The following is a 26400-nucleotide window of genomic DNA, read 5'->3' on the forward strand; positions in this document are numbered from 1 at the left end:
CTTAACAGGGTATGTTATTTGTTGGGACAGGTAATTTGACTAAAACAAAAGGGGAGAAAAATATGAAGAAGCAGAGCTATTCGGCCTTTGTAGTATTTTTAATTGTAACTTTAATTTTTACAGGCCTACCTCGATATGCGAATGCTGCTGTTGGCTCAATGACAGTTACTTCTGCAAATGGAGTACAAGTTGTTGGACAATCAGCTAATTTGTCTGTCACTTATAATTTAGGGGAGGTTCTTAGTCTTCTGGGGAGTATTACGTATACGTTACCCGCAGGGATTAAAGCCACAACGACTGACCAGATCAATGGTAGAAATCTGGTAGCTAGTGAAATTACCAATAATGGACAGACAGTTACAATTTCTACAGTCGCTTTGCTTTTATTACCGTCTACAACATTGACTCTTAATAATAAAACATTACCAGCCGCTGGTACGTATCAATTTACCGGAACCTCTAAAAATACATTAAATGTTTCTATCGGTAGTGCAACACAACAGGGGAGCTTTACAGTACTTGCTGCTCCAACTGCCCCTTCTTCAGCTCAAATTAGTGTAAATAATGTAGTCGTAGGCTCTTCCACGGTTACAGTTATCGGACAGACTTCAGGAGATACAATCTCTGTATATAATGCTAGTAATACTTTACTCGGCTCGGGTGTAGTCAACGCGCAAGGAACAGCTACTATTACAGCAACACTGGTTCCAAGTGGTGGCACAATCAATGTGAGTACCGTTCGTGGTACTGCCGAGAGTACTAAAACTTCTTTTACGTATGGCAGTGCTGTTTTAAATTCAATCCCAGCTGCCAATATCGCAGTCGATAATAAATATGGTGATCAAGATACAGTAACGGTTACAGGTGTCAGCTCAGGAGATGTCGTAACAGTATACAATGGTGCAACAGCTATCGGAAATGCTACAGCTAATGCTAGCGGTGTTGCTACTATTACAACTACATTAGCACCAGAAGGTGGAAGTGTAGGTGTTACTTTAAAGCGTAATACTATTGAAAGTACGCCAACAACAGTTAGTTATGGAGCACAGGTTATTCCTCCGATTGTTTCTGGAAATATTACAGTAACCAATTCTTATGGTGGAGCTTCTATTGTTAAAGTAGATGGTTTGACTATAGGCGATATCGTTACAGTATCATCTGGAAACACAGTATTGGCGACAGCGCCAGCACTTACAAGTAGCTTGAGTTTGCCTGTTGTTTTGACACCTACAGGTGGTAGCTTAAGTGTAACGATTAAGCAAGGATTAGTACAAAGTGCAGCAACGACTGTGAACTATCCTTCAATTACGGTTCCGCTTATTGGAACAGCTAATATTCAAGTTAATAATCGTTCAGGTACTACTTCAGATACAGTTGTTGTTACAGGTCAATTAGCTGGAGATACCGTGAACGTATATAATTCAGACGGTTTGTTAGGCACAGGAACTGTAAATGCTCAAGGTACAGTCACAATTCCTGTCGTTTTAACTCCTCTTGGTGGAAGTGTAAGTATCAGTTTGAATCATAATGGAGTAGATAGTTCTCCAACAGCAGTAGGTTATCTGGCTGAAGTGGTTACGCCACTACTTAGTAATCAGATTTCGCTTTCCCCTATTGTTGCAGGCAATGCAACCGCAACGATTAGTGGTCTGACCAATGGAGATATTGTGAAAGTCTATGGAAATGGTACGGTCTTAGGCACAGCAACTGCAGGAGCAACAGGTATTGTTAATATTCCAGTAGCTGTGAATCCTTTGGGCGGAAGTCTAGGAGTAGGAATTACACGAAATGGAATTGATAGTGTCACCACTTCGATCACGTATGGTGGGATTGTTGTTCCTGCTATTCCAGTAGCTAATATTACGGTGAACAATCTTTCAGGTAATGCAGATACGGTTCGAATTACAGGACAGACTCCTGGAGACATTGTAACGGTATATGGAAATGGATCAGTGATTGGAACAGAGATCGCGAACGCTCAAGGTACTGCATTACTCAATGTCACCTTAGTTCCTCTTGGAGGTGCTATTGGTGTAACGATAACCCATCAAGGTGTTGAAAGTATTGCAACACCAGTTCTTTATGGAGCAGAAGTGACACCTGCTATTTCTGCTAATGCTATCTTGGTTACCAATAACTCGGGTAATAACGATGTTGTCCAAGTAAGTGGATTAACAACAGGCGATAGTATTGAAGTATACGGAGCAGGCTCCCTATTAGGAACTGCAACTGTACAAGCAGATGGAAAAGCAACATTAAATACAACATTGCTACCTATAGGTGGTACAGTTGGAGTTACTTTGGTTCGCAACGGTGTAGAAAGTGCTGCAACACTGGTCAATTATTCAACTGAAGTTGTAGCTTCCCTTTTACAAGCAAATGTCTCTATTGTTAATGACATTGCAGGCAACTCAGCAGTGACTGTAAAAGCATTACAAAATGGAGATATCATCAACGTTTATGCTGACGGTTCTTTAATTGGAACAGCGCCAGCAGATGGCAATGGCATAGCAAAAGTAGCTACCGATCTAGCACCTAATGGTGGCGTGATCAGTGTAAGTCTTGTTCGTAATACAGTAGAAAGTGCAGCAATCCAGGTTGGATATGGCTCTATCTTAATTCCAGCTATTCCTTCGCAAGATATTGTACCTGCCAATAATTATGGCGATAACGACACAGTCACAATAGAAAATCTAGATGAAGGTCAAAAAGTAAATATTTACTCAGGGTCAGATTTAATCGGTACTGGAACGGCTTTAGCTAATGGTATAACGGTTATTGATGTAATCTTAATCCCAACAGGTGGTGCAATTAGTGCTACTGTAGAATATTTGGGATTAGAAAGTGAACCGGTTTCTGTTAATTATCCGACAGAAATCGTACCTCCTATTCCAGCAGCTTCGATTACTGTTGTGAATAATACAGGTAACTCAGATACCGTTACAGTTACGGGTTTACCAGAAGGAAATAAAGTTACAATAGCAGAAGCGGGTTCCATTTTAGGTACAGGAACTGTAGCTGCAAGCGGAAGTGTTACTTTAAATGTGACTTTGAATTCAACAGGCGGTACGATCTCAGCTACAAATACACACAGTGCTATTGATAGTGTACCAACACCTGTTGTGTATCTGGCTGAACCGACTCCTGTCTTGGCACTACCAGATATTCAAGTGCTTAATAACGTTGGTAATAGCGATACGATTAAAGTAAGTAATGTTCAATCAGGTGATATGATTTGGGTACTGGATTCAAATAATACTGTTTTGGGAACAGGAATTGCAGATGGTAGTGGTCTAGTGACTATTCAACTTGAATTATTACCAGCAGGCGGACAAGTATCTGTCATTTTATCTCGTAACCAAGTAAACAGTAATATTGTAAATGTTACGTATGCAGCAGAAGCAGTTGCTCCACCAGCAGATACACCGACAGCCGAGTTCACACAAGTACTAGGTGTTGATGGAGTTGTTACGGTGATAGGTATGGTCGAAGGAGAAATAGCCAAAGTATACGACGACGACGATCAGATTTTAGGTACAGGCGTAGCTAACTTGGATGGACAAGCAATTGTTAATTTTAAATTCTTGAAAGCTCAAGGTAGATTGTTTGCTCGTGTAATAATTAATGGTGTAGAAACGACAGTGAATACATTTGATTATCAAGGTATTCAAGTGCCAGTTGATCCAGCGACACCAACAGCAGTGTTATCTGATATTGTTGGAGATCAAGGAACAGTTAGTGTAGCTAATGCTACAAACGGCTCTACAGTGAAAGTATACAGTGAAGATGAGCAGGTATTAGGTACAGCGATAGTGGGTACGGATGGTACTGTTATCTTGAACTTTACTTTTCCAAATACTCAAGGCGAATTGTCAGTACGAGTGACAGTGAATGGAACAGAAACGGAAATTGCAACCTTGCCATACAGTGGAATTGATATTCCAACAACGCCAACGCCTGATGCTGTATTGTCAGACATCGCAGGTGATCAAGGAACAGTGAACATCACTGGAGTAGCAGTCGGCGAAGTCGTGAAAGTATATGACGCAGACGACAATGTTCTAGGAACAGCAGTAGCTGGAAATAATGGAACAGCACAAATCGTATTCACATTCCCAGATGCTCAAGGAGAATTGTCAGTACGAGTAACCATCAATGGAACGGAAACTGAAATTACAACATTACCATACAGCGGAATTGATATTCCAACGACACCAACGCCTGATGCTGTATTGTCAGACATCGCAGGTGACCAAGGAACAGTGAACATCACTGGAATAGCAGTCGGCGAAGTGGTGAAAGTATACGACGCGGACAACAACGTATTAGGAACAGCCGTAGCCGGAAGTAATGGAACAGCACAGATCGTATTTACATTCCCGAACGCACAAGGAGAATTGTCAGTACGAGTAGTTATTAATGGAACCGAAACTGAAATTACAACCTTGCCATACAGTGGAATTGATATTCCAACAACGCCAACGCCTGATGCTGTATTGTCAGATATCACAGGTGACCAAGGAACCGTCAATATTACTGGAGTAGCAGTCGGCGAAGTGGTGAAAGTATACGACGCAGACGACAATATATTAGGAACAGCCGTAGCAGGAAGCAATGGAACAGCACAGATCGTATTCACATTCCCAGATGCACAAGGGGAATTGTCAGTACGAGTGAACATCAATGGAACCGAAACTGAGATCGCAACGTTACCATACAGTGGCATTGATATTCCAACGACACCAACGCCTGATGCTGTATTGTCAGATATCACAGGTGATCAAGGAACAGTGAACATCACTGGAGTGGCAGTCGGAGAAGTGGTGAAAGTATACGACGCAGACGACAATGTATTAGGAACAGCCGTAGTAGGAAGCAATGGAACAGCACAAATCGTATTTACATTCCCAGATGCTCAAGGAGAATTGTCAGTACGAGTGAACATTAATGGAACGGAAACGGAAATTGCAACGTTACCATACAGCGGCATTGATATTCCAACGACACCAACACCAAGCGCAGCATTGACAGACATCACAGGTGATCAAGGAACAGTGAACATCACAGGAGTAGCTGTTGGCGAAGTCGTCAAAGTATACGATGCAGACGACAATGTACTAGGAACAGTAGTAGCAGGAAGTAATGGAACAGCACAGATCGTATTCACATTCCCGAATGCACAAGGGGAATTGTCAGTACGAGTAGTTATTAATGGAACCGAAACGGAAATTACAACATTGCCATACAGTGGAATTGACATTCCAACGACACCAACACCAAGCGCAGCATTGACAGACATCACAGGTGATCAAGGAACCGTCAATATTACTGGAGTAGCAGTCGGCGAAGTCGTCAAAATATACGACGCAGACGAAAATGTACTAGGAACAGCCGTAGCTGGAAGTAATGGAACAGCACAAATCGTATTTACATTCCCAGATGCTCAAGGAGAATTGTCAGTACGAGTAACCATCAATGGAACAGAGACTGAGATCGCAACGTTACCATACAGTGGCATTGATATTCCAACGACACCAACGCCTGATGCTGTATTGTCAGATATCACAGGTGATCAAGGAACAGTGAACATCACTGGAGTGGCAGTCGGAGAAGTGGTGAAAGTATATGACGCAGACGACAATGTTCTAGGAACAGCAGTAGCTGGAAATAATGGAACAGCACAAATCGTATTTACATTCCCAGATGCACAAGGAGAATTGTCAGTACGAGTAACCATGAATGGAACCGAGACCGAAATTACAACATTGCCATACAGTGGAATTGACATTCCAACGACACCAACACCTGATGCTGTAATTACAGATATCATCGGTGATCGAGGAACAGTAAGAATTACTGGTGTTACAGCAGCAGCTCCAGTCAATATTTATAGTGCTAATAATGAATTGCTTGCTACAGGAACAGCAGATGGAAGCGGACAAGTAACATTGACATTTGTATTCCCAGATGCTCAAGGAGAATTGTCAGTGCGAGTAACGACAAATGGATTGGAAACTGAAGTTGCGTCCTTACCATACAGCGGTATTGATATTCCAACGACACCAACACCAAGCGCAACATTATCAGACATCACAGGTGATCAAGGAACCGTCAATATCACAGGAGTAGCAGTCGGCGAAGTCGTAAAAGTATACGACGCAGACGATAACGTTTTAGGCACAGCCGTAGCTGGAAGCAATGGAACAGCACAGATCGTATTCACATTCCCGAACGCACAAGGGGAATTGTCAGTACGAGTAACACTGAATGGAACGGAAACGGAAATCGCAACATTACCATACAGTGGAGTTGTCATTCCAACGACTCCAACGCCTGATGCTGTATTGTCAGACATCGCAGGTGACCAAGGAACAGTGAACATCACTGGAATAGCAGTCGGCGAAGTGGTGAAAGTATACGACGCAGACAACAACGTATTAGGAACAGCAGTAGCCGGAAGTAATGGAACAGCACAAATCGTATTCACATTCCCAGATGCTCAAGGGGAATTGTCAGTACGAGTGAACATCAATGGAACCGAAACTGAAATCGCAACGTTACCATACAGTGGCATTGATATTCCAACAACGCCAACGCCTGATGCTGTATTGTCAGACATCGCAGGTGACCAAGGAACCGTCAATATTACTGGAGTGGCAGTCGGCGAAGTGGTGAAAGTATACGACGCAGACAACAATGTATTAGGAACAGCAGTAGCCGGAAGTAATGGAACAGCACAAATCGTATTCACATTCCCGAATGCACAAGGGGAATTGTCAGTACGAGTAGTTATTAATGGAACCGAAACTGAAATTACAACCTTGCCATACAGCGGTATTGATATTCCAACGACACCAACACCAAGCGCAGCATTGACAGATATTACAGGTGATCAAGGAACGGTCAATATTACAGGAGTGGCAGTCGGAGAAGTCGTAAAAGTATACGACGCAGACGATAACGTTTTAGGCACAGCCGTAGCAGGAAGTAATGGAACAGCACAAATCGTATTCACATTCCCGAATGCACAAGGAGAATTGTCAGTACGAGTGAACATTAATGGAACCGAAACTGAAATTACAACATTGCCATACAGTGGAATCGACATTCCAACGACACCAACACCAAGCGTAGCATTGACAGACATCACAGGTGATCAAGGAACCGTCAATATCACAGGAGTAGCTGTTGGTGAAGTCGTGAAAGTATACGACGCAGACGACAATGTACTAGGAACAGCCGTAGCCGGAAGTAATGGAACAGCACAAATCGTATTCACATTCCCAGATGCTCAAGGAGAATTGTCAGTACGAGTGAACATCAATGGAACGGACACAGAAATCGCAACCTTGCCATACAGTGGCATTGATATTCCAACGACACCAACACCAAGTGCAGCATTGACAGACATTACAGGTGATCAAGGAACCGTCAGTATCACAGGAGTAGCAATCGGCGAAACAGTAACAGTGTATGACGCAGACGACAACGCTCTAGGAACAGCCGTAGCAGGAAGTAATGGAACAGCGCAAATCGTATTTACATTCCCGAATGCACAAGGAGAATTGTCAGTACGAGTGAACATTAATGGAACGGAGACCGAAATTGCAACCTTGCCATACAGCGGAATCGATATTCCAACGACACCAACACCAAGCGCAACATTATCAGACATTACAGGTGATCAAGGAACCGTCAGTATCACAGGAGTAGCAATCGGCGAAACAGTAACAGTGTATGACGCAGACGACAACGCTCTAGGAACAGCCGTAGCAGGAAGCAATGGAACAGCGCAAATCGTATTCACATTTCCAGATGCACAAGGAGAATTGTCAGTACGAGTGAACATCAATGGAACGGAGACCGAAATTGCAACCTTGCCATACAGCGGAATCGATATCCCAACAACACCAACACCAGCCGCTGATCTTACTAATATTACGGGAGATCAAGGAACAGTGACTGTAAGTGGAGTAGCTGTTGGAAATACAATTTCAATCTATAGTGAAGCCAATAACGTATTAGCAACGGGAACAGCTAATGCTAATGGAGAAGCAGTATTAACATTTACTTTCCCGAATGCACAAGGTGAGTTATCTGTACGTATAACGATTAATGGAACCGAGACTGAAATCACAACATTACCGTACAGTGGGATCGACATTCCAACGACCCCAGCACCAGCCGCTGACATTACAACCATTACGGGAGATCAAGGAACAGTAACTGTAAGTGGAGTAGCTGTTGGAAATACAGTTTCGATCTATAGCGAAGCTAATGAAGTATTAGCAACGGGAACAGCTAATGCCAATGGAGAAGCAGTATTAACATTTACCTTCCCGAATGCACAAGGTGAGTTGTCGGTACGTGTAACAGCCAACGGAACCGAAACAGAGATTGGTACACTGCCATATAGTGGAGTTGAAGTTCCAACAGACCCTACTACACCTGCAACACCAGTTGTAAATCTAGTTGATGTTCAAGGGACACAAGGAACGATTGAGTTAAGTGGATTACAAGCAGGAGATGTAGTCACCGTACAAAGTGATGTCTATGAACAAGGTACAGTTCAGTTAGGAACTATTACGATTGGAGCAGACGGAAATGGAAATGTTAATATCCAACTTCCAGCTTCTGAAGGACAATTGGTAATTACACTGAATCGTAACGGCAATACAAGTGTTCTTCAGACGATTAATTATCGTGAAGGAGAAACACCGCCGCCAACCAATCCACCAACGAACCCAGGAACATCGGATGATGACGACAATGTAGGATCTAATCGTACACCAGGAGTTCTAGGAATACCGGCACCTGTCACAGCAGCAACTGTAGATACACCAGTACCCGCTGTAGAAGAGCCAGTAACCCCTCCAACAGATAATGCTGTTGAAGCAGCTAGTGGAGAGGCAACAGATGTAGAACTAGATAATGCTGACAAGATTACTCTAGTGACGATAGATAAACAGAACTTCAGCGATGTGAGTGGACATTGGGCAGAAGCAGAGATTAACCGACTACAAGATTTGTCTATTTTGAATGGTGTCGGCGATAATAATTATGATCCAAATGCATTGATTACACGTGCGCAGTTCACACAAATGATCAATAACTTATTGAAGCTATCACCAAACACATCCAGTAAAGCATATTCAGACGTTACAACAGACAAATGGTACTACAATGCTATCAATGCAGTATCTGCTACAGGCATCACGAAAGGATATACAGACGATTCTTACCAACCAGATCAACAGATTACACGTGAAGAAATGTCGAATATTCTTACTAACACATTAAGCTATTTAGAGCCATCGACATCGTTTGACACAGATGCTAATCAGACGCTTACACCATTTAGAGATAGTAATAACACATCCGATTGGGCAAAAGAAAGCCTTGCAACAACAGTAAACGAAGGTATTATGCAAGGTAGACCTAATGGATTAATCTCACCAAAAGACAATACAACACGTGCAGAAGCAGCAATGACGATCTCACGCTTAATGCAAAAAATGGCAGAAAAATTTAACATCACAGAATAAGCAAAGTCACATGATATCTTTTTATTAAAAATAGATGGTACGATTCGTAAAAGAATCTGCCATCTATTTTTTTAAAATCAAAAATTGGGATAATTTGCTATAACGAAAATAAGTGAAGTAACCGTTCTATTAAGTATAGAGCTGTGTACAAGGAGGTTGAGTATGGAACACATGTATATTCATTACAATTTTACGATTGTCGCATTATCTTTAGTCATTTCAATATTGGCGTCTTATATCGCATTGAATCTGGCAAATAAAGTCTCTCAATCGAGAGGTACACATAAAATCATATGGTTAGGTTCAGGTTCTTTTGTAATGGGTGGCGGGATATGGGCGATGCATTTTGTAGGGATGCTGGCTTTTCATACAGGTGTCAATATTCGTTATGATGTAGGGACTACCTTTTTATCTGCTTTTGCCAGCATAAGTGCGTCTTTCATAGCCTTTTATGTCACGTTAGATTCTGTGATGCGCTTGTGGAAAATAGCCGTAGGTGGAGCAGCGATGGGTATAGGGATTGTAACCATGCATTATACCGGAATGGTCGCCATGGAGATGGATGCTGAAATTACGTACAATCCTTTTTATTTGATGTTATCTGTTCTTGTGGCTTTGGGAGCGTCGTATGCTGCTTTATTTTTATTCCGTCGTTTTCGGAATCGACCGAACTTCAGTCTCTGGAAATTGTATAGTTCGATTGTGATGGGGTTTGCAATATCTGGTATGCATTATACAGGGATGGCGGCAGCTCAATTTCACTATACACATACCGATTCAGCAGATGAGTCGATGAAAGGACAACTGTTTTTGATTACAGGGGTTGCTGTTGTGACGTTTTTGATTTTGGCTGTTTCATGGGCTGCGATTTTTGTAGAACGTCATATTCTGGAACGTATGGCCTATAGTGATCCATTAACAGGTTTACCGAATCGACATGGATTACACCGTTATTTTGAAAAAGAATTTAAGTCGCAAAAAGCAGGTGCTGTTCTTTTTCTAGACTTAGATCGGTTCAAGTCAATCAATGATACGCTTGGACATGATATCGGTGATGAATTACTGGTCGAAGTAGCACGCAGACTTAAACTGTATATGATGGATCAGGGCGTTGTTTTCCGCTTAGGTGGGGATGAGTTTTTGATTGCAACAAATAAAGGGATAACCGAAGATATTGAACAGCTTGCAGAACAAATTTTAGAGGTGATTAAGAAGCCTTATCAATTAGGAGGCATTGAGTTATTTGTCACTGGCAGTATAGGTATTGCTCTAGTGCCTCAACACGGGTATGAACGTTCTTTTCTGATGCGTGCAGCAGATACAGCTATGTATGTATCCAAAAGTTCAGGAAAAAACAAATACAGTATATTTAGTGAAGATATGAATCGTCGTCAGATTCGAAGAATGGAATTGGAAAATGATCTACGGCGAGCGTTTGAAAGTAAGCAACTCTTTATTGTGTATCAGCCGAAATGGGATTCATTGCATGATCGTTTGACAGGAATGGAAGCATTATTACGCTGGAATCATCCAGAACTGGGTATGGTATCTCCAGCAGAGTTTATTCCTGTTGCAGAAGAAACAGGGTTGATCATGTTGATTACTCATTGGATGCTAGAAGAAACGTGTCAGCAGAATTTGACCTGGCAAACGCAACATCATATCTATGTCCCTATTTCAGTGAATATGTCAGCGCGGATGTTTGAATGTCCCAAATTTGCAAGCAATGTAGAAAAGGTGATCCAAGACACAGGCATTGAAGCTCGTTATGTAGAGCTAGAGATTACTGAATCCATTGCGATGAACGGTACCGAAGGCACTGTAGAACAGTTGCAATATATACAGCAATTGGGAGTCAAGATTTCACTAGATGATTTTGGCACAGGTTATTCATCATTAGGCATTTTGGATGAAATTCCGATTGATATTCTGAAGATCGATCAGATCTTTATTCGAAAAAGCGATATTCCTTCCAAGCAAGCCATTATTAGCACGATTGTCGCTATTGCTGATAATCTAAATTTAGATTTAGTGGCAGAAGGTGTAGAGACGCAAGAACAAGTTGAATTTTTGCAATCTAAAGGCTGTTATGTGATGCAAGGTTACTATTATGGTCGGCCGATGACCATTTCACAAATGGATCAATGGATACAAGCTTCTAATCAAAAGATGTCGCTAGCAGAGTAAATCTTCTGCCTATAGCGACATCTTTTTTTAGATTAAGAATCCAATAGTAGTGTAGTAGGCATCGCATTTTTGGCAGAAACATAAAGATGATTTTTGATATAAAAGCGCCATGGTTTACTTGCGTATTCTTCAGCATAATCGATATTGATTCGAGGTCCACATTCAATTTCAAATGACTCGTTTTCCAGAACAGGCGATTGTTCTAGGCGAAGTAAGCCCCCACTAGCGAGCAAATTTATACCATTTAAAGACTTATCAATCGCTAGTGCCTGACAGAGCTTACCTGGGCCATTGGATAGATTGCGCATACGGCGTGAATCGGTGGGTCTTAAAGTAGTCATTAATTGCTCGTCTCGCTTCGTTAAAGGTTCTACGGCACGAATAAGTACAGCTTGTGGATCATCAACATCGCCAGTGACTACATTTACACAATGATACATACCATAGATCAGATAGACGTAAGAAGTTCCACCTTGTCTAAACATCATCTCAGTACGAGCTGTCCGACGATTACCATAAGCATGACTTCCTTTATCTTCAGCACCACCATAGCTCTCTGTCTCAACGATGCGACAGCGTATTTCACCTGCTGGAGTTATTCGGCTAATGATTTGACCCAGTAGACGTGGAGCCGCATCAAGTGCCTTCATTTGGACAATATCTGAGATGTTCATGGATTCGACTCCTTTTTTAAAATGTATGATCTTTTTGTATCGTAGGATTCTATACGAATGGCTTTAAAGTTCCTTTTGCAGTCTAGTCTTATATCGCGTATAATGCGAAATGAATGTGGTAACATCGACCTTTTCGATTCCGACAAATATATGCGAAAGAAGGTAATAAATATGGAATTATGGTATACCGAAAAACAAACGCCGGTATTCGGCATTACAGCAAAAATTCGTGAGACACTTGTTACTGAAAAAACAGAATTTCAAGACTTAGCGATGATCGATACAGAAGAATTCGGACGCATGCTTGTACTAGATGGCATGGTTATGACTACCGTTAAAGATGAATTCGTTTATCATGAAATGGTTGCTCATCCTGCATTGAATACGCACCCTAACCCTAAGCATGTATTAGTTGTTGGCGGCGGCGATGGTGGCGTTATTCGTGAAGTATTGAAGCACCCAGAAGTAGAAAAAGCAGTATTGGTTGAAATCGATGGTAAAGTGATCGAATATTCCAAAAAATACTTACCTGAAATCGCTGGCGAACTCGACAACCCGCGTGTTGAAGTATTGGTTAACGACGGTTATATGCACATTATTGAAAACAAAAATAAATATGATGTGATTATGGTTGATTCTACAGAGCCTGTAGGACCTGCTGCTCCACTATTTGAACGTGGATTCTATCAAGGAATCTATGAAGCACTAAAAGAAGATGGAATCTTTGTAGCGCAAACTGATAATCCTTGGTTCAAAGCTGATCTGATTCAGCAAGTTAATAAAGATGTAAAAGAAATTTTCCCAATCGTACATGTATACGGTGCTAATATTCCGACATATCCTAGTGGTCTATGGACATTTACAATGGGTAGCAAAGTACATGATCCACTTCAAGTTGACGAAGCGTCTATTCCTGAAATGGAAAGCAACAAATATTATACACCACGTCTACACAAAGCGGCATTTGTTTTGCCTAAATTTGTAGAAGATCTGTGCAAATAAGAGATTTATTTTAGAAATAAATGAGTGAATTGAGAAGATCTGTATCCTCTTTTATATAATATAGAAGAAGACAGGTCTTCTTTTTGTATGAATAAGGGTAATATTATATAGTACATAGACGAATATTCCATGTATGTAACATATTCTAGGAGGATGAATAGATGAAGATGAACAATAATCGTGTTTCATATGGATCGTATCCATCGTTAAGTATAATGATGGTATTAGTTTTGTTACTAGGAATGGTTGGATTCAGTGCAACTCCTGTATCTGCCAAAACGTCAAAAGCATGTGATGTGAATAGTTCTACTCTTCAATCTCAATTGGAGCAAGGGCGTTCATCTAGCATTCAAGAAGATATTCATTTTACCGATACCGATTTTCTGAGTCAAACGACAGGTCGAGCAGCAGGAAATGGATTTTTGATCGGTACATCGGATAGTGGATGTCACTGGCAAAAAATTTATACGGGTACATGGCAGTTCAGTCAGATTGAATTTAGTACCAATACACAAGGATGGGCATTGGCCAGTGCAAAATCTGGACAAAAACCTGTATTTTTAACGACAACCGATGGCGGAGCAACTTGGAAAAGTCCGTATAAAGGTAATATTAGATTTAACAAAATCGATAAGAAATCAGGCAGTACAGGTTTTGCATATACCACATCAGGTGTATACAAAACGATAAATGGTGGCGCAGCATGGACAGCGATTCCTACACCTGCGAATACGCGCGGTGGTTATTTTCAGGATAGCAATACAGGTTGGGTACTCAAAACAGTATCAGGTAGCAACAGCGGCTACCGTATTATGGAGACAATCGATGGTGGTAACAAATGGACAACAGCGCTTAGCGTAGGTTCACTTGAAGTCTCTGGTGGAGAAATTTATGCGAGTGGTAAGCAAGTATGGGCAATCTTGTATGGCGGAGCAGGTATGTCTCAAGTCTCTTACTCGGTCTATGCAAGCTCAGATAGCGGCAAAAGTTGGCGTCAAGTCTTTGGACAATCGACAGCCGGCGGTGGCAAAGCACCGGGTACAGGCGCTCTAGGTAATGGTGAAGGACCTGCCCAACCGGGTGGACATCCAGGTAATATGCAATTTGTAGGCAGTACGATTTCTTATCTTGCAGGCGGATCACCAGCGGGTGGTAAAGTAGCGGTTGGACGATCTCTGGACAGTGGCAAAACGTGGAACAATATGCCAGCTACAATTGATGGTATCAGCGCAGACATTTCGTTTTTAAGTCAAAATGTAGGCTATCTGGCTGTAACCGATTCGTTAACGCCAGCGATCTATACGACCAAAGACGGTGGTAAAACATGGTCTGCTACATTAAAATTTGTAGCTACAGATAAACAGTAAGCATAAAGTAGAAGCGACTCTATATGGAGTCGCTTTTCTTTTCGTGTATATTTTGTAGAGACAGAAGTCAATGACATGGATCAGAATCTAAAGCATATTCCAATAAAAACGTATTTTTTTGCTTAGAATCTCTACGTACGGTTCAATATAATGGTACAATAGAAGAGATTGAGCTTATTGAATTAATCGTGAAAATGTTCTATATTCAACAAGCTAACATGGCGCATCATCAAAAATGGAGCTGGATCTTATGACTGAATTCAATCAGGTACAATTGACATTGCATAGCGATCAAGATGGAGAGCAAAGCACAACTCAATTTATCGGGCAGGCTTTTCAAAAAGGCAGCAGTTTATATATTCGTTACACTGAATCCGCAGATACTCTTCAGCAGGAAGTTCGTACTGTCGTGAAGATCGATGATCACGAAGTGAAAATTATGAGACGTGGTGGGGTAGAATCAGATCAGACTTTTCGTCAAGAAAAGCAACTACCTGGTTCGTATCGTTCGCCGTTTATGACATTTGCACTTTCGACACACACCACACAATTGACACAAGAGCTAGATGGACATCTTGGACGTGTAAACTGGGAATACGAATTGTATGTGCATGAAGAGCTTACAGGGACATTTAAGATCAGTTTACATATACAGGCATTGGATACGCACGAAATAGACGAAGTGTGAACCATGCGAACACAGGAGGAGCAGTAGAAGATGACACGTAATCCATTGGAACAAAGCCGCAGTGCAGTGAAAGAAGCTGTGCATGCAGCAGTAATCGCAGCTAATATTGTAAGCAGTGAAGAAGTACCTGAAGTGGTGCTTGAAGTACCTAAAGACAAAGCGCACGGAGACTTAGCAACCAATATTGCGATGCAGTTAACTCGAATCGCTAAAAAGAATCCACGTCAGATCGCCGAAGATATTATCGCTAACCTCGATCTCAAACAAGGCGATATTGAACACGCTGAGATTGCAGGGCCTGGATTTATCAACTTTACGCTGAACAAAAGTTATCTATATCCGGTCATCCAAGTTGTCGCAGAACAAGGTGAAAACTATGGACGTATCGAACACGGTAAAGGCGAAAAAGTCGAAGTTGAGTTTGTTAGTGCGAACCCAACAGGTAGTCTACATTTAGGACATGCTCGTGGAGCTGCTTTTGGTGACGCATTGTGTAATATTTTTGACTTTGCAGGTTACCAAGTCACTCGCGAATACTATATTAATGATGCAGGTAATCAGGTATCGAACTTGAGTAGCTCGATTGAAGCTCGTTATTTGCAAGAGCTTGGACAAGATGCAGCGATGCCTGAAGATGGTTATCATGGTGCAGATATCAAAGGCTTTGCTAAAGAATTAGTAGCACAAGAAGGCGACCGTCTATTATCGCAATCACCGGGTGAGCGAGCTGCCTTTTTCCGTCAATACGGTCTTGAAAAAGAATTGCAAAAAATTCAGCGTGATTTAGAAGCATTCCGCGTGAAGTTCGATATCTGGTTTAGTGAGACTTCGCTATACGAAACAGGTCAAGTACTAGACGCATTGGATGAGCTACGTGAGCGTGGAGAAGTCTATGAACTGGATGGTGCAACATGGCTTCGTACGACTGCTTATGGCGATGATAAAGACCGCGTATTGATCAAAAACGATGGTACGTATACGTATTTGACACCAGATATCGCTTATCACAAAGATAAATACGGTCGTGGTTACGATAAAATGATCAATATCTGGGGTGCAGATCATCATGGATATATTCCACGTATGAAAGCAGCGATGCAGGGATTGGGTAACGATCCTGAGAAATTGGTCGTGCTGATTGCGCAAATGGTTAGTCTTTTCCAAGATGGCGAGAAAGTCAAAATGTCCAAACGTACAGGTAAAGCTGTAACGATGGAAGACTTGATGGCAGAAGTAGGCGTAGATGCTATTCGTTATTTCTTCACGATGCGCAGTATCGATTCTCATCTTGATTTTGATATGGATTTGGCGATCTCGACTTCTAACGAAAATCCTGTGTTCTATGTTCAATATGCACATGCACGGATTTGTAGTATTTATCGTCAAGCCGAAGAGCAAGGTATCCAGTTGCCTGAGTTATCTGCAATTGATTACAGCTTATTAACAAGTGAGCATGAATATAATCTATTGCACAAAATGGGCGAATTGCCTCAAGAAGTTGCCCTAGCAGCTGAGAACTATGCTCCACACCGCCTGATTCGCTATGTCTACGAGCTAGCATCTATGATGCATAGTTATTACAAAGCAGAACGTACACTGACAGACAACGAAGCACAAACAGCTGCTCGTCTGGCTTTGTTAGGTAGCGTTCGTACCGTTATTGTGAACGTACTTCGACTTGTTGGAGTATCTGCACCAGAGCGTATGTAATCGACGAATATTGGTACAAATTTAAAACGTTATATCTCAAAACATGCAAATCATCCGATTTTTTGTAAAAAACTTGATTTTTGCTGATAAATAGGTTTTACTTAACTCAGCATTTTGCATTTTTTGTGCGAAAAAACGTGAATGATAAAGCGTGAAAATGGATCCGAGAGGAAGTGTCCGTAAGTGAGTACACCGCAAGAATTAAAAATCGATCCGGAAAAGGTACACGAAATTCCGATGGTAGATTTGGCTGTTGCTATTTTGAAAAAAATCAATACGCCTCTATACTACCGTGACCTTATGAAGGAAGTTGCAGAACTACGTGGCTTTACTAAAGCACAAACTGATGAATATATCGCTCAACTATATACTGAAATTAATGTAGATGGTCGTTTTGCCTGTGTAGGTACAAACCTATGGGGTCTTAAACGTTGGTATCCGCTTGAGCGTGCAGAAGATCCAATCGCTAATGCGAAGCGTCCTCGTATTATCAACGATGAAGAAGACGATGATATCGAAGACGAAGAATTCAATAACGAAGATGTTGTTGATGCAGATGAGCCGGAAGATGAGAACTACGATGCAGTAGATGAAGATTCCGATGATATCTTTGTTGACGGTGAAGATGATGATGAAGATAAAGCTGATCTTGTTATCGACGACGAAGATGATGACGACGATGAAGACGAAGATGAAGAATATGTAGAAGAAGATAAGAAAGATTAATCTTCTATCAATAAGGATCAAAGTCTGCCTGTTTTAGGCAGGCTTTTTTTCTTGAGGATATGTCTTGACACGGTATTAAGATACAGAGTAAACTATTGCTTGGGCTTATCATTTAAACCTATAACTAAACGTATACGCATTTTCTCAAATGCTGTAATAAATAAAAGTGCCCCGTAGCTACGGGTGTCACTTTTTTTGTTTTTTATAAGGAAAAGGGGCTGTGTAACCCCCCATATATCGCCGGAATTTCTGGAAAATAATTAGGAGGTCATACAGTGGCAAAGTATATTTTTGTAACAGGCGGAGTCGTATCATCACTCGGCAAAGGTATCACAGCGGCATCACTTGGTAGGTTGTTAAAGAACAGAGGTTTGAAAGTAACGATTCAGAAGTTTGACCCGTATATCAATATCGATCCAGGTACAATGAGTCCTTACCAGCATGGTGAAGTATTCGTAACTGATGATGGCGCAGAGACAGATCTAGATCTAGGACATTACGAGCGTTTTATTGATATTAACTTGTCCAAAAACAGTAACGTAACAACAGGTAAAGTATATTCCTCCGTAATTAGCAAAGAACGTCGTGGCGAATATTTGGGTGGAACAGTACAGGTGATTCCACACATTACAAATGAAATCAAAGAGCGTGTATTCCGTGCAGGTCGTGAATCAGGTTCTGATATCGTAATTACCGAAATCGGGGGTACAGTAGGTGATATTGAAAGCCTTCCGTTCCTTGAAGCAATTCGTCAGATCAAAAGCGATGTAGGTCGCGACAATGTGATGTATATCCATGTAACTTTGATTCCTTATATCAAAGCAGCAGGTGAAGTGAAAACAAAGCCAACACAACATAGTGTTAAAGAATTACGTAGTATCGGTATCCAACCGAATGTGATTGTATGCCGTACAGAGTATGAATTGTCTGAAGATATGAAAGCTAAAATTGCATTGTTCTGTGATATTGATGCTAATGCTGTAGTTGAATGTCGTGATGCTTCTTCTCTTTATGAAGTGCCACTAAATCTACGTGATGAAGGTCTAGATGAGATCGTAGTAAATCATCTCAAACTAGATACACCTCAACCAGATATGACGGAATGGCAGAGCCTATTAGATCGTATCAAAAACTTGGAAAAAACAGTCGAGATTGCGATTGTTGGTAAGTATGTAGCCTTACATGATGCTTACTTGAGTGTGGTTGAATCATTGTCTCATGCAGGATATCATGCGAATGCAGATGTCAAATTGCGTTGGGTCAATGCAGAAGAAATTACAGACGAGAACGTACATGAATTGCTTGGCGGTGTGGGTGGTATCCTCGTTCCAGGTGGTTTCGGCGATCGTGGTATTGAAGGCAAAATCAGTGCAATTCGCTATTCCCGTGAACGCAGTATTCCTTACTTCGGTATTTGTTTAGGTATGCAAGTATCTGTTATCGAATATGCACGTGCTTTTGCAGGATTAGAAGGAGCAAATAGTTCTGAAATTAATCCAGCTACACCTTATCCGGTAATTGACTTGTTACCAGAACAAAAAGATATCGAAGATTTAGGAGGTACAATGCGTCTTGGATTGTATCCTTGTAAATTACAACCAGGTTCACTGGCTATGGAATGTTACGGTGAAGAGTTAGTATATGAGCGTCACCGTCACCGGTATGAATTCAACAACCAATACCGTGAGCAAATCGAGAATATGGGTATGAAGATCTCGGGTACTTCACCAGATGGTCGATTGGTAGAAATCGTCGAAGTTCCAGAACACCCTTGGTTCTTAGCAGTACAATTCCATCCAGAATTTACTTCTCGTCCGAACCGTCCACAACCGTTATTCCGTGAATTTGTCAAAGCATCACTTGCACATCAAGGCTAATCAATAGATGATGATAAGGCGACTTCTTTCTTCCATTCGTGAAGAAAGAAGTCGCCTTTTTATGTATACATACACGTATTTATCCTAACTAGCTTCTCAATAAGATCAATTAACTATATAATTAACCTAATAAAATAGTTATTACAATTAGTGACTAATATTAGAAAGTAAACCTAATTTTTGTCGAAACAAATTTAGGAACAAGCAGGAAATGTACGATAAAAAGCGAATTTATATACTATGTTATCCGACGTCAATTTTGATATCTGTAAACTAATCGTTTGAATTGTACGTTCCTCCTCATTCTAATTAAGAAAAAATCACAGCATACTATTCTAGCAACGATGAAGGGAAGGATGACCCGTGGAACAGAAGAAAATCCTTATTGTCGATGATCAAAACGGAATTCGAATTTTACTTATGGAACTTTTCGGTAATGAAGGTTACCAAATGTATCAGGCAGCAAATGGTAAAGCGGCGCTTGAAGTGGTAGAGCAAGATACACCTGACCTTGTTCTTCTGGATATGAAAATTCCAGGCATGGATGGATTAGAAATTTTAAAACATATCAAATCAACGCATCCGCAAATTAAAGTGATTATGATGACAGCTTATGGAGAATTAGATATTATCAAACAAGCTAAGGATTTAGGCGCTATCAGTCATTTCACCAAACCTTTTGATATTGATGAAATGAGAAATGTAGTGGATCAAAACCTGCGCGGTAATCAAGTCGATCAGCAAAAATAGAATCCTATCCTACAAAGATAGGTTTTTTGCTATGCAAAGACGCATAGCTCTTTTTAAATTGCTTGTTTAGTATTTGAAGTGGGTTGTGTTATAATAAGCAACGTATGCGAGTATCGGCTTACAAATACCATCATTCTCAAGGAGGATATCATTATGCCATTAGTATCTATGACAGACATGTTAAACAAAGCACTTGAAGGAAAATATGCAGTGGGTCAATACAACATCAATAACCTGGAGTGGACTCAAGCGATTCTGGGAGCAGCGGAAGAAGAAAAATCACCAGTAATCCTTGGTGTATCTGAAGGTGCTGCACGTCATATGGGCGGATTCACTACTGTTGTTAAAATGGTAGAAGGATTGATTCATGACTTGAAAGTTACAGTTCCAGTTGCTATTCACTTGGATCATGGTTCTAGCTTTGACAAATGTAAAGAAGCAATCGATGCTGGATTTACATCTGTAATGATCGATGGATCTCACCATTCAATCGACGAAAATATCGAAATGACTAAAAAAGTAGTTGAATATGCACACGCTAAAGGCGTTTCTGTTGAAGCTGAAGTTGGTACTGTAGGCGGACAAGAAGATGACGTTATCGGTGGTATCATGTATGCTGATCTTAACGAATGTGTACGTATCGTTAAAGAAACAGGTATCGATACATTAGCTCCAGCATTGGGTTCTGTACACGGTCCTTACCACGGCGAGCCTAACTTAGGCTTCAAAGAAATGGAAGCAGTTCGTGACGCAGTTCAAATTCCATTGGTATTGCACGGTGGTACTGGTATTCCTACAAACGATATCAACAAAGCAATCTCTTTGGGAACATCCAAAATCAACGTAAATACAGAGAACCAAATCGTATTTGCAAAAGCAGTTCGCGAAGTACTTGCTGCTAAACCAGATGCTTACGATCCTCGTACATTTATTGTTCCAGGTCGCGATGCTATCAAACAAACAGTTATCGGTAAAATCCGTGAGTTTGGCACAAGCAACAAAGCATAAGAATATTGTTTTTGTATAAGACATTTTAAATAATAGATTGTGGGAAGAACACCGCCTAGTCGGTGTCTTTCCATTTTCATTACCAAAATTCAACATCACGTATCGTTTACCGGATGCAAAACACGTAGGGGGACATTAAGCTTTATGGAAAAATTAATGATTAGTGGCGGACGCCCGTTGCAGGGAACTGTAACGATCAGCGGTGCAAAAAATAGTGCCATTGCGCTTATTCCTGCGGCATTGCTTGCGGAATCGGAAGTCGTGTTGGATAACTTGCCGCTATTAAGCGATGTAGCCGTTTATGCAGAAATTTTAGAAAATCTTGGAGCAAGTGTAAGCTGGCACGAAAGTGAAAACCAGATGCGTATTAATCCAAGTGATGTCAGATCTATTCCTATGCCGAATGGACCTGTCAAAAAGTTAAGAGCTTCGTATTACATGATGGGTGCACTACTTGGACGTTTTGGAGAAGCAACGATCGGTTTGCCAGGAGGATGTAATTTTGAGCCTCGTCCTATCGATCAACATATCAAAGGTTTTGAAGCTTTAGGAGCGACAGTAACGAATGAGCATGGTTCTATTCATTTATATGCTAAAGAATTACGTGGAGCTAAGATTTATTTGGACGTTGCAAGTGTAGGAGCAACGATTAATATCATGCTTGCGGCTGCAAGAGCCAAAGGGCACACTATTATTGAAAACGCGGCGAAAGAGCCTGAGATTATAGATGTAGCAACATTGTTGAACGCGATGGGAGCCATTATTAAAGGTGCAGGCACAGAGACTATTCGTATCGAAGGTGTCACTGAAATGCACGGCTGTAGACATTCAATTATTCCTGACCGTATTCAAGCAGGAACATATATGGTGGCAGCAGCAGCCACTCGCGGAGACGTCTTGATTGATAATGTTATTCCTAAGCACTTGGAAGCTATTACAGCCAAGTTATTAGAGATGGGTGTTCAAGTCGAAGAGTTAGACGAAGGTATTCGTGTAATGGGTAGACCGACGTACAACCATGTTGATGTAAAAGCATTAACGTATCCAGGATTTGCGACAGATTTACAGTCACCAATGACAAGTCTGCTTACGCAAGCTCAAGGGGTTAGTGTGCTTAGTGATTTTGTATACAGTAGTCGATTTAAGCATGTTCCAGAATTAGCACGAATGGGCGCTAAGATCAAAGTAGAAGGCCGTTCTGCGATTATCGAAGGTTCCCCACTGAATGCAGCCAAAGTCAAAGCGACGGATTTGCGTGCAGGTGCTGCTCTTGTGATTGCGGGTTTAACGGTTCCTGAAGGAATTACAGAAGTGTCAGGTGTTGAATTTATCGATCGTGGTTATGATCATTTGGTAGAGAATTTACGCAACTTAGGCGCAGATGTTTGGAGAGAAATCGTATAAATAGGTCAGACCATCGTTTTTGAAGTCATCCCTCTGTTGGGGAGGAGAACTCTTTTGTATTTTCCAATAAAATACATACCTCTTGAATATCTCCTCCCAAAATGGGTAATGCTATCCTATGAACGCATTTGAAATAATACACTCCTTTTACATGTAGTTTCTCCATTTTCCTATCTTTATATTAGTAGGCTTATATTTGTCTCAACAATCTTGATAAAATTGAATAGGTGGTTATTTTATGGATTTACAAATTTCCGATTTGGAAGAAATGAAGCTGACTGATCTGTATAAGCTAGCTAAACAGTATCAGATTCCTTATTATGGACAGCTCAAGAAAAAAGAGTTAATTTTTGCAATCTTGCGTGCACAAGCTGAAAAAAGCGGTTTGATGTTTATGCAAGGTGTGCTTGAAATTTTACCTGAAGGTTATGGTTTCTTACGACCGATTAATTATCTTCCAAGTCATGAAGATATCTATATTTCAGCATCACAGATTCGTAAGTTTGATCTTCGTACCGGTGATCTGGTCTCTGGTAAATGTAGAGCACCTAAAGAAAATGAACGTTACTTTGGATTACTTCAAGTCAATGCAGTCAATGGAACAAGCCCTGAACAAGCCGCAGAGCGTCTTCATTTCCCAGCATTAACTCCTCTTTATCCACAGGACAAACTAGTCTTAGAAACCGCTCAGAATAAACTATCAACTCGTATTATGGATGTTCTTGCACCTGTTGGACTTGGACAACGTGGTCTAATTGTTGCACCTCCCAAAGCAGGTAAAACTTTGCTTCTTAAAGAGATTGCGAACAGCATCTCCACCAACAATCCTGAGATTGATTTGTTTGTATTGTTAATTGATGAGCGCCCGGAAGAAGTAACAGATATGCAGCGTTCCGTTAAAGGTGAAGTTGTGGCTTCTACATTTGATGAATTGCCAGAAAACCATATCAAAGTTGCTGAATTGGTACTTGAACGTGCACTTCGTCTGGTAGAACATAAAAAAGACGTGGTTATTTTGTTAGATAGTATTACTCGTCTGGCACGCGCGTATAACTTGGTGATTCCGCCATCTGGACGTACACTAAGCGGTGGTATTGATCCAGCAGCATTCCATCGTCCTAAGCGTTTCTTTGGAGCAGCACGTAATGTAGAAGAAGGCGGTAGCCTAACGATTCTAGCGACAGCATTGATCGATACAGGTTCACGTATGGATGATATCATTTATGAAGAGTTCAAAGGTACAGGAAATATGGAGCTTCATTTGGATCGCAAATTGGCAGAACGTCGTATTTTCCCAGCGATCGATATTCGTCGTTCTGGTACACGACGCGAAGAAGATTTACTTGGCAAAGAAGAACTAGATACAATCTGGCATATTCGTAAAAACATGAACGAAACGCCAGACTTTGTAGATGGATTCCTCAAAAAAATGCGTAACACAGAGACGAACAAAGAGTTCTTAGCTTCGTTTGATACCTCTGAAGAAACCAATACGAAAAGCAAAAGCAGTGGCGCGAAAAAGCCTACCAATAGCAGTGCTTCAAGTAGTCCGGGAAGACGACCAACGCGATCTGCAACTCCAGCTTCGACAAAGTGACATAAGATTGAAATCTAGTGGCGTTTAGGATTCGAAGCGCCACTTTATGTGATAAAAATGAACTTTTTTAAAACAAAATATCTTGTCCATTGCATTAGAAGCTTCTCTCGGTTATAATAATTTAATGCCGTGCTAGATGGGGAGGTAGCGGTGCCCTGTAACTCGCAATCCGCTGTAGCGAGGTTGAATTCCTGTTTTAGGTTTTGTCGATGTGAGGCTGGTATCTGAATACGGTGTTGACGGCTGGGTCCTTCGCAAAGGACTGCTGTGAATCTGGTCAGGTTCGGAAGAAAGCAGCCATAAGCAGTTTTGTTCTTGTGCCGAAGGAGTGCCTATCCTGAGTCGTGGTTCAGAAAAACCGCTTGGATCGCAATAATCGATAACAGGTGCACGGTATATAATAATGTATTCAATAACACCTTTTGTCTCAGGACATCAGGTGTTTTTTGTTTGTAAAATAGAGCTTCGGATGTTTTGCTTAGGTCTAATCTATAGTATAATTAAATGAAGTATTCAAAGAAGAAAGAGGGTAAGCAAGTGGAGCATATCGCACTTTATCGTGCTTGGCGACCGCAGTCGTTTAAGGACATGGTTGGACAGCAGCATATCATTCAGACGCTGCAAAATGCCATTCGGGAAGAGCGTATTTCACATGCCTATCTGTTTAGTGGTCCAAGAGGAACAGGTAAAACGTCTGCTGCCAAAATTTTTGCAAAAGCGATTAACTGTGAACATGGGCCGGCTATAGAGCCGTGTAACGAATGTGAAACTTGCAAAAGGATCACATCAGGCAATATTATGGATGTGCTTGAGATCGATGCTGCATCCAACCGTGGTGTAGAAGAAATTCGTGATCTACGGGAAAAAGTCAAATACGCGCCTACTGAAGTACGACGCAAAGTATATATTATTGATGAAGTCCATATGTTAACAACAGAAGCATTTAATGCGTTGCTTAAGACGCTGGAAGAACCACCAGCTCATGTTGTTTTTATTCTAGCTACAACAGAACCTCATCGATTACCAGCTACGATTATATCACGCTGTCAGCGTTTTGATTTTCGCCGTGTATCTTTAGTAGAGCAGACAGATCGGCTTGCATTGATCGCCGGAGAAGAACAGATTGAAGCCGATCGTGATGCGTTAGAATACATTGCTCGTTTATCAGATGGTGGGATGCGTGATGCAGTTAGTATTCTGGATCAAGTATCAGCTTTTACAGATGGCAAAGTAACCTATACTCAAGTATTGCAGATGACCGGTGGTATCGCTTCTGAACAGTTTGCGGAACTAGCCTCTGCATTGTTACATGGAGATATCGGCAAAGTACTACAGATGGTAGAGTCATTTATGCAAGAAGGTAAAAGCGCAGAGAAATGTATGGAGAATCTACTCTATTATTTCCGTGATGTATTGATGATTAAGATGATCCCACAAGCAGGAGATTTAACAGAGCGAATGCTCGATCCCGAGATTTTTCGAGAAACAGCAGCTGCATTTACAAAAGAACAATTGTTTGCCATGATTGATACGTTGAATCATTATCAGACCGAGATGAAGTATGCTGCTCAGCCTCAGATGTTATTTGAGGTGGCTCTGTTGAAATTAGGCAGTATACCGAATACAGGATCACATGGAGATCATACGGCAGAAGTGACCACGTCTTCAAGCAGTCATACGCCCACAGATGCTTCAGAGATTCGACAACTCAAACAGCAATTAGCTCAATTAGAACAAAAGCTAGATAAAGCGTTAAAATCAGGAATAGCGGCAAGTGGCGATGCAGGCGACCGTAATCAGACAGGAAGCTCTGGAAGACGTCCTCCAACAGCAAGAGTATCTTCAGCAGCCAAAATTCCTTCTCA

The 26400-nt window shown here is 41.2% G+C and carries 14 protein-coding genes and 1 other RNA gene (1 of these 15 cut by a window edge); 14 read left to right on the forward strand and 1 reads right to left on the reverse strand.

Going from position 1 to position 26400, the window contains the following annotated elements; translation table 11 throughout:
- Nucleotides 1-62: 62 nt before the first annotated feature.
- Together PO903_RS06115 and PO903_RS06120 are read left to right on the forward strand one after the other, a co-directional pair.
- Entirely contained in the window at nt 63-9545 is a 9483-nt protein-coding gene (locus PO903_RS06115; RefSeq protein WP_273592896.1) for an S-layer homology domain-containing protein, read from the forward strand.
- A gap of 162 nt (nt 9546-9707) precedes the next feature.
- Nucleotides 9708-11732, forward strand: coding sequence for a putative bifunctional diguanylate cyclase/phosphodiesterase (locus tag PO903_RS06120; RefSeq protein WP_273592897.1), 2025 nt, complete (start codon nt 9708-9710; stop codon nt 11730-11732).
- A 32-nt stretch (nt 11733-11764) separates the two neighbouring features.
- Here the strand turns inward: PO903_RS06120 and PO903_RS06125 are convergent, their stop codons facing one another.
- Nucleotides 11765-12406: a DNA-3-methyladenine glycosylase gene (locus PO903_RS06125; RefSeq protein ID WP_273592898.1), complete on the reverse strand. Its 642-nt coding sequence runs from the start codon at nt 12404-12406 to the stop codon at nt 11765-11767.
- 171 nt (nt 12407-12577) lie between these two features.
- Between PO903_RS06125 and speE the strand changes: the two genes are divergently transcribed.
- The 12 genes from speE to dnaX all read left to right on the forward strand — a co-directional run.
- On the forward strand, nt 12578-13408 hold the full coding sequence (gene speE / locus PO903_RS06130; RefSeq protein WP_069328582.1) for a polyamine aminopropyltransferase: 831 nt from the start codon (nt 12578-12580) through the stop codon (nt 13406-13408).
- Between the two features lie 161 nt (nt 13409-13569).
- The gene (locus PO903_RS06135) at nt 13570-14775 is read left to right on the forward strand and encodes a WD40/YVTN/BNR-like repeat-containing protein (protein ID WP_273592899.1); all 1206 of its coding nucleotides are present in this window, start codon (nt 13570-13572) and stop codon (nt 14773-14775) included.
- 250 nt (nt 14776-15025) lie between these two features.
- Complete coding sequence (locus tag PO903_RS06140; protein ID WP_069328584.1) at nt 15026-15463, forward strand: YwiB family protein; 438 nt, start codon at nt 15026-15028, stop codon at nt 15461-15463.
- A 30-nt stretch (nt 15464-15493) separates the two neighbouring features.
- Nucleotides 15494-17173, forward strand: a complete 1680-nt coding sequence (argS, locus tag PO903_RS06145; RefSeq protein WP_069328585.1) for an arginine--tRNA ligase — start codon at nt 15494-15496, stop codon at nt 17171-17173.
- A gap of 183 nt (nt 17174-17356) precedes the next feature.
- Entirely contained in the window at nt 17357-17899 is a 543-nt protein-coding gene (rpoE, locus tag PO903_RS06150; protein WP_069328586.1) for a DNA-directed RNA polymerase subunit delta, read from the forward strand.
- A 275-nt stretch (nt 17900-18174) separates the two neighbouring features.
- Nucleotides 18175-19776, forward strand: coding sequence for a CTP synthase (gene pyrG / locus PO903_RS06155; protein ID WP_069328587.1), 1602 nt, complete (start codon nt 18175-18177; stop codon nt 19774-19776).
- 363 nt (nt 19777-20139) lie between these two features.
- On the forward strand, nt 20140-20526 hold the full coding sequence (locus tag PO903_RS06160; RefSeq protein WP_069328588.1) for a response regulator: 387 nt from the start codon (nt 20140-20142) through the stop codon (nt 20524-20526).
- A gap of 153 nt (nt 20527-20679) precedes the next feature.
- Nucleotides 20680-21534 (forward strand): class II fructose-1,6-bisphosphate aldolase, encoded by an 855-nt coding sequence (fba, locus tag PO903_RS06165; RefSeq protein WP_069328589.1) that lies wholly within the window; start codon nt 20680-20682, stop codon nt 21532-21534.
- Nucleotides 21535-21678: 144 nt separating this feature from the next.
- On the forward strand, nt 21679-22938 hold the full coding sequence (murA, locus tag PO903_RS06170; protein WP_069328590.1) for a UDP-N-acetylglucosamine 1-carboxyvinyltransferase: 1260 nt from the start codon (nt 21679-21681) through the stop codon (nt 22936-22938).
- A 238-nt stretch (nt 22939-23176) separates the two neighbouring features.
- Nucleotides 23177-24535: a transcription termination factor Rho gene (gene rho / locus PO903_RS06175; RefSeq protein WP_273592900.1), complete on the forward strand. Its 1359-nt coding sequence runs from the start codon at nt 23177-23179 to the stop codon at nt 24533-24535.
- A gap of 127 nt (nt 24536-24662) precedes the next feature.
- An RNA gene (gene ffs / locus PO903_RS06180) (signal recognition particle sRNA large type) lies at nt 24663-24929 on the forward strand.
- Nucleotides 24930-25072: 143 nt separating this feature from the next.
- Nucleotides 25073-26400, forward strand: the 5' portion of a protein-coding gene (gene dnaX, locus PO903_RS06185) for a DNA polymerase III subunit gamma/tau (protein WP_273592901.1). The gene runs 424 nt beyond the window's last position; only the first 1328 of its 1752 coding nucleotides appear in the window; the start codon lies at nt 25073-25075; its stop codon lies beyond the right edge, outside the window.

Origin of the sequence: Paenibacillus sp. PK4536 (assembly GCF_028594455.2) — a bacterium.
In the GTDB taxonomy this organism is placed as follows: domain Bacteria; phylum Bacillota; class Bacilli; order Paenibacillales; family Paenibacillaceae; genus Saccharibacillus; species Saccharibacillus nuruki.